The organism is uncultured Parabacteroides sp. (assembly GCF_905196875.1).
In the GTDB taxonomy this organism is placed as follows: Bacteria; Bacteroidota; Bacteroidia; order Bacteroidales; family Tannerellaceae; genus Parabacteroides.
The window spans coordinates 22,074-29,576 of the sequence record NZ_CAJJWO010000063.1; the positions used below are offsets into that span (position 1 = coordinate 22,074).

Sequence of the window (7,503 nt, forward strand, 5' to 3'; positions counted from 1 at the left end):
TTTTGTTTTATGATATTACTGTTCGGTAGATGGAGCTACATCGAATATGGTCATTACGGCCGCATGGTCGGAAGCCCATACATCGTCGATTTCGGGTGCTGTCTTGATTATCTTTGATGCAACCGCTTTAATACCTTTTCCTTTGTAGAAAAGGAAGTCGATTCGGCTAACCTGTAACTGTCCGTAAATAACGGCAAAAGTACCTTCCGGACGACTTACTTCGTCGGGATTTATTTCACGGAAACTATCTTTAAAACCTTCTGCCTGCATATAGAGGGTGGTAGGGAATGGAACCGGCCCGTATCCATAATGTAGTGGAGCTGCAGCAGCAGTCCAGTCCAGGTGGCTGCATGAGTTGAAATCTCCACCGATAATGATAGGGGTGTCACCGTCTGTCAGATAAGGTTTCGTATCCTTTTCGAGGATATGTTTCATATCGACCAGAGCCCGGATCGAGTCTTCTGCTACCCAGATACGTGGATCGTGTCCGCTATTCGGATAATTGCAAGAGTATTCCGGACGGTAGGCATATCGTAGCCAGCAAGCGTTTACAAGGAGTTGACGCCCGTTGGGTAATGTTATTTTTCCAGGATTGGAGTTGAAAGTCTTTTCTGTAGGTATCTTTGTTAATGGATACCGGCTGAAAAGTACCAGGTTATCATCTAAAGCCGGAGTCTGCATATTGTAGTCGAGCGAGTCTCTAAAACGTTGTTGTCCGCCGTAACCTTCCTGCATGGTTATGATATCTGCATGGGAAGCTTTCAGCAGGTCGATGATACGGCTTTGTCCGTCATCACCTACATGTCGGCCGCCGTGCCAGATATTCCATTGCAGGACTTTGACGATGTCGGGGGTATTACTGCTGTTGCAGGTTATTCTTTTTTCAATCTGTCCTTCGCTAATTTCCGGAATATAATTCGTTTTATCCAGCTTGAAGGATGGAACTTTTATTTTTATCTTATTACCGAAAGTGGCTTTGTCGGAAATATCGGCGGTAACCAGTATGTAATTAATTCCCGGCGTCAGCTTTATGGCTCCTTTGTAGGCTTTGAATGTCATTCTCTCTTCGGGTGCTTTGCCGTTTCCGAATAATTCAGTGCGTGTGTTTGAACGGGCGCTCTTGCCGGTATAATATATATGTACGCGAGAGATATCGGAGAGGGAAGTCATATCCGACAGATCCAGTGATAGTTCGGTTAAGGATAATGGTGTTTGATTACCGGTGACTGCTATTCTTAATTTCAGGATCTGATCGTCTTGTGTGCCCTGGTCTGCATCCCATTCGCTGTCTATTACGACTGCATTGAATAATTCCTGGGGTTTGTCGGCTGTGTAGTTAAATTTAGGATTGTCGTTTACTACGGTGTAAGCCATAGGGATTGTCCCTTTATAATCTACCCGGCCGTTTCGTATGTGATAGGCCTGGTCTCCTTTCCCGACCCAGTTGACGGATGCGTCGTTTATCCCGTCATCAAAATTGTAATAGGCAATTAATGTCTTGAAATGGGGATGAGTAGGGGCAAGCGGTTTAGTCATCCATTCCCGTATCGTTTCGGTAGATAAGGCGGAATCCCAGACACGTACTTCGTCCATGAGGCCTCCGAAGGCTGTCGTATCACTTTCATTTATTCCCAGAGCTCCGGGTAAAACGGATACCGCAATCGGTTTGCTGTCTGCCACCTGGCCATCCAGATACAATCGGGTAACAGTTCCGTCGCAGCTAAGGGCTACATGATGCCATTGATCATCCAACACCTCCTTCGACCATAAATCAGCCTGGGTGTTATGGAGTTTCCCTTTTTCAATAATGAGCGGGAGATAATCGGTTATATTCAACTGGCTGTACTCACCGCCTCCGAAAATGATTTCCTGATCCTTCCAGGATGTATCATCCCCTTTGATCCATGTCTCAAGTGTCCAGGGAGCGTTGAGGATTCGGATACCTGTTTTTACGTTGTTGTCTTTCCCGTCGAGATGTAAGGCGAGATTTTGACCGGGAGATTGGGCTATTGATGAGATAACGGATGAGCTGAGTAAAAATAGAATAAAGAAGCATGCCTTCTCTAAGAATGGCTGTTTGTTATACTGGTATTTCATGATATTAATGTAATGTGTTTTTATACCTCCAAAGGTAACCATTTTGTGTGAAAAAGGGATAGGAATTCTCCTATCCCTTTTATTTCTCATGATAAAAAAACGAAGTATTCGTGTCGTTTATTTTAAAATCCACATGATATCGTTCACGTCATCAACACCACCCCACTGTCGTTCCAAAGCTTCGTATAATTGTTCCTTATTATAGTTGGTTTCCGACTCTGGATACATATACCGCATTGGAATTTTATCCTTGGCATCATTCAGATTTGTTTCAGGATTGATCGGGAATTCCGGATACTTATTTCGGCGGTATTCGTAATAATCGTCTGTTGCCATGTGGAAATATCTGGCCAGATATGCCTGTATCCAAATCTGTTTCAATCGGTCGATCGAACTTCCGTCTGTTTTGTAAGCAACGTATTCTCCTTTCAGATAAGTATCGATGTATTCGTCCGTTATTTCAACTCCATTGTTGTATTCTGCCGGGACAGTAGATCGTACGAACTGGAAAGAGGCACGAACGCCTTTTTCATAAAGATCCCTCGCTGACTGGTTGATCCATCCTCTTTCAGCAGCCTCTGCCATAATGAAATTCATATCTGCATATCCTAAACGGATACAAGGTACTCCAACGTAATTATATCGATAAACATCATTCGGACGCGAATGCAGTCGTTTGGCTATTTTATCTTTTTCTGTATCGTATACTCCTGCTACGTCCACACCCAGGTAAGCATCCCAGTCATTTGCCTTTTTCAAGGTTTCTCCTGCCGGGAGATACAATTCGTTGGTAAGTGCTTCAGCCGGAGCTAGATAATAGAACAATCGGTTGTCTTTGAATTTCTTCAACGGTTCGATCAGCGTATTGGTAGCAGCATAATACTCGATACTACGGGTTTCTGTTACATGATAAGGGTTTTTCTGTCCTTCTTTATCAGAGTAAACAACTTGCAGGTTATCTTCGTTACTTTCAAACAGATTGTTCTCAGATACAACTTTTGCGAACGTTTCTTTTATTTGTAGTTCGGGAGTGTCATCTGCTCTTTTAGAAAGAAATATGAGAACTTTCAGACGTAGAACGTTGGTCGCCTTTCTCCATTTGCCGGGTTCTCCCAGATAGAAAGGATCGCCGGAGAAAGCCCTGGTTGCTTTGGCAAAGTATTCGTCTGCCAGTGCCAGATCTGCCAGGATACCTTTAAATACATCTTTTTGTTCATCGTATTTGGGATACCGATATGTATCGATGTCCAACGCTTCCGAGTAAGGAATATCTCCCATGTTCATAGTTGTCCGGAAGAAATACCAACCTTTCAAAAGATAATACAGGCCAGTGTAGGCGTTCAGATCATCTTCCGGGGCTAACTCCACTATCTTCTGGGCATTTGTCAGAACTTCGAGCCCTTCGAAGCTGCCTTTTCCGAAACGGTTGTATTGCGAGTCGTCCATTTGTTCTCCCCAGCACATGCGTTTTACCAGAAATTCGTTTTTCCAGTTGCTGGCTGATTTCGTTATATCTAATATCGTTTTAGTAGCGAGCATGGACGATGTTACTTTAGTTGTTGTATCCGGATTGGTATTCAGATCGTCAAAACTGGAAGTACATCCTGAAAAAAGGAGAGTCCCACTCAGTATATATAGTATACTTTTATATTTTAGTTTCATATCGTAATGTTTTATCGGTTTAGAAATTAACTTTTAGATTTACTCCCATATAACGTTGAGAAGGAGAGTTCAGACTTTCTATACCATCGGAATCTCCACCTTTGTCCGGATCGGCATATTTGTAATCTTTAGCCCAGAGGAACAGATTTTGTCCGGTAAATCCGATAGAAGCGTTCTTCATTCTCATTTTCTGGCACCATTCAGATGGCAAATCGTAAGAAAGAGACAAGTTACGTAGCTTAAAGAATGTCTCTCTCAACATATTCTGACGACTGGGGGTATTGTTATTGTCATGATACTTACTGATATAAGCCTCATAAGAAACAACGACATCATTTGGTGCAAATACACGAGTATCTTCCAGTATATTTCCATCAGGATCGCGGGTTACACTACCGGAAACGACTTTTACACCCTGGCCTATGTAAGTACGGTTGCCGTTTACCACTTCTTCATATCTCCATTGTGTGTCCGTATCTTTTCCAGTTCCGGTATTCCATAACATCTGGTGGGTCTTGGAGAATGATAAACCTCCAACTCGTCCGTCCAGAGTGAAACTGAGTGTGAAATTTTTATAACGGAAAGTATTGGTTATACCCCAAACCAGGTCCGGAGTTGTATTTCCAACCTTCGTTTTAAAAGATTGTCTGACCGGCATACCTCCGTTGTGGATGATATTTCCGTCCGGATCGCGATCCCAATCTTCTATTGCCAGCCAATCCCAACTTTCTCCTTTTTTCACCCAGGGCTTTTTAGTCGAATAATCCGGATCTATATCTTTATATGTATATTGATCGTGTGACCAGTTTGTCAGGATATCCCAGCTGAAATCTTTGGTCTGTATCGGTGTTCCTCCTACAGTGATCTCAAATCCGCTACGAAGACGGGTTTCTTTAAAGTTTGTCTGTATGTTGCGAAAACCGGTAGAACTACTTACTCCTCCCTTTATAATAAAGTCAGATTCCAGTTTACGATAATAAGATGCGTCGATGAATAACCGGTTTTTGAGTAAATTTGTAGCAGCACCAATTTCCCAAACTTCCGATTTCTTAGGTTTGATTAATCCTCCGATAATGGTCGATGGATAAGCAGCGGTGGAAAGCCCGTCCCAAACGTTTGTAGATACCGTATATACATTATTATTTGCATAAATCTCGGCATCTTCTTTTGAAGCAGTCCATGATGCACGTACTTTCATAAAATCCCACCATTCCGGTAGTTTAATGATTTCAGACAGGACGATGCTACCCGAAACAGAAGGGTAGAAGTAGGAACGTTGTTTTGCAGAAAGGGTAGACGACCAGTCGTTTCTTCCTGTTACATCCAGAAAATAGGTGCTGGCCCATCCGAAAGAGGCTTTTCCATAAAGGCTGTTCACTCGTTTTTGTTTAAGTTCACTGCTTGCTTTGATGGGATCGACCGATGCGTTGAGTGAGTAGAATTCAGGAATGGATAAACCTCCCTGAGTAGTACTTTTCATAAGGTCATAATGCGTATAGTAGATATTTCCTCCTCCCATGAGGTTCATATTGAATTTTCCCCATGTTTTATCTGCCATTAACATGGCGTCCGTATTTACGCTCATGTCAGTTCCGCGACTTACACCATAGAATCCTTTCTTATCCCATGCCTGATTGGCGCTGAGCGGATTTCTCCATTCATTTCTTTTTGAATATACATCTACTCCTGCACGAAGCATAGCTTTTAACCACGGAGTGATCTCATAACTGGTATTCACTGCTGCATTTACAACATCTATGTCATAAGCATCCGTAATCTCGTAAGCTTTGAACCAAGGGTTATCATACCAATTGTTGTCATACCAGTTTTGCTGCATGCCCTCTTTATCTTTCACCCAATAATTACGATAATCGCGGATATCATATTCCGTACCTCCCCAGATTACCATATCATAAATGTAACTACCTGCATAACCAGAACCGTGATCATTGCTGGAAACTCGTTTATTGTAAGAAGCAGAAGCATCCATCTTGAAGTTCTTCCAGCTCATTTCTCCACCAACAGAGAAGGTGATCTTATTCAGATCCTGGTTCGGATATTGTCCTTTGTTGTAAACTTCAGTGATAGAAGCACGGAATGAACCATATTTACCTTGCTGGGAGATGTTGATATTATTGTTGGTTACCATGCTGAATTGCAGGAAGTTTTTAAAGTTATCTTTACCTTTGGATGTTAGCTCCTGTTCCCGCCATTCATATGTATACGGATCCCATAAAATAGCTGTACGGCCGATGTCCAGTTTATCCCCCCAGACGTAGTCGTTATTATATTTCCCCCCGAATCCGCGGCTGTAAGAGTGCTGTGTTTCCGGTAATGCCAGATAGCCGGAAAAGAACATGGTGTTGCTGTTGATATTAATGTTTAATCCTTCGTGGTCAGCACCTTTCTTTGTTGTGATCATGATGGCTCCACTTGTACCTCTGGCACCATACAAAGCAGAAGCTGTCGCTCCTTTTAGTACATCTATAGATTCGATATCGTCTGATGCAATTTCATCCAGTGTGATATTACCATAGGGTATACCATCGACAATGATCAAGGGTGTTTCCCCACGCAGTTTGATCTTAGGTGTCTCGTTGAACTCTGTACTGTTCTGGATATTCAATCCTGCTACTTTACCTGTTAATGAAGTGGCTACATCTACTGTTTTGGCAAGAGGCAGTTTATCTCCAGTCACTTTCTGAACGGCATAACCTAAAGCTTTCTCTTCTCGTTTGATACCTAAGGCTGTAACAACTACTTCGTTTAGGTTTTGAGTGTCTTCTGTTAGCTGTATACTGAAGACAGTCTGGTTGCCTACCGGAATTGTTTTGGAAACATATCCGATGTAAGAGATAACTAATGCGGATTTACTCGGTACCGATAAATTAAATTTACCATCTATATCAGTGATTGTTCCGTTTGTAGATCCTTTTTCCAACACATTGGCTCCGATGATCGGTTCGCCATGGGCATCGGTAATAGTTCCTGATATATTTCTGATTGTTTGTTGGGCAACAGCACTGATAAGAACTTCTTTGGGTGATAAAATAATGCTTTTATCCAAAACCTTGTAACTAATATCCGTCCCATTGAACAACTGTTCCAATACATTAAATACATTCTTCTTGTTGCTTTTGATGGAAACAACACGATTGGTGTTTACCTGTTTGTTGTTGTAGAAGAAATGGAAATCCGATTGTTTTTCTATTTCATCTAATACGTCCTGTACCGTTTTATTATTCACGTTCAGGGATAATGTTGCCGACTGGCTGTAGCTTTCGGATGCGTACGCCAATCCTATGCATACAAATAGCATTATTGCGGTGAGTCTCATACATAATGGTATTTTTTTCAGGACAATAAACAGTGAATTCACCATCCTGAAATGTTGGATGCTAAAATAATTTGTCATAGATTTGTAAGTGATTTTAGAGTTAAAAAATTCATTTGCTAAAGCTTGTCGCCAAACAAGCCTGCAGTTGGTTTTCATACGGGAAAATACGCCAATATTTTTCCGTATGTTTTGTTTTAGGGAGGCTCCATTGCTTTCATTCTGTATTTATTAGGTTACACAAATAATTAATATAGTTCAACAATTGTTTTTTCTGAAATTTTGCCTTTATCCGGATTTATCTCCGGATCTATAAATTTGTATTGGATACCTGACGATAACCGGAAGTGTTCAAGAATAAGCGTCAGGTGCTGCCCGCTGAAAGTTCCGGTGAAAGAGTTCTCATACAA

General features: G+C 41.8%; 3 protein-coding genes and 1 pseudogene. All 4 read right to left on the reverse strand.

All coding sequences use genetic code 11. From position 1 onward, the window contains the following. Positions 1-15: 15 nt before the first annotated feature. Complete coding sequence (locus QZ076_RS17135) at positions 16-2,097, reverse strand: BNR-repeat neuraminidase N-terminal domain-containing protein (protein ID WP_293715157.1); 2,082 nt, start codon at positions 2,095-2,097, stop codon at positions 16-18. Between the two features lie 117 nt (positions 2,098-2,214). Beyond that, on the reverse strand, positions 2,215-3,759 hold the full coding sequence (locus tag QZ076_RS17140; RefSeq protein ID WP_293715160.1) for a SusD/RagB family nutrient-binding outer membrane lipoprotein: 1,545 nt from the start codon (positions 3,757-3,759) through the stop codon (positions 2,215-2,217). 19 nt (positions 3,760-3,778) lie between these two features. Continuing rightward, complete coding sequence (locus QZ076_RS17145) at positions 3,779-7,096, reverse strand: SusC/RagA family TonB-linked outer membrane protein (RefSeq protein ID WP_293715163.1); 3,318 nt, start codon at positions 7,094-7,096, stop codon at positions 3,779-3,781. A 245-nt stretch (positions 7,097-7,341) separates the two neighbouring features. Continuing rightward, a pseudogene (locus QZ076_RS22015) lies at positions 7,342-7,503 on the reverse strand (anti-sigma factor); the annotation flags it as partial.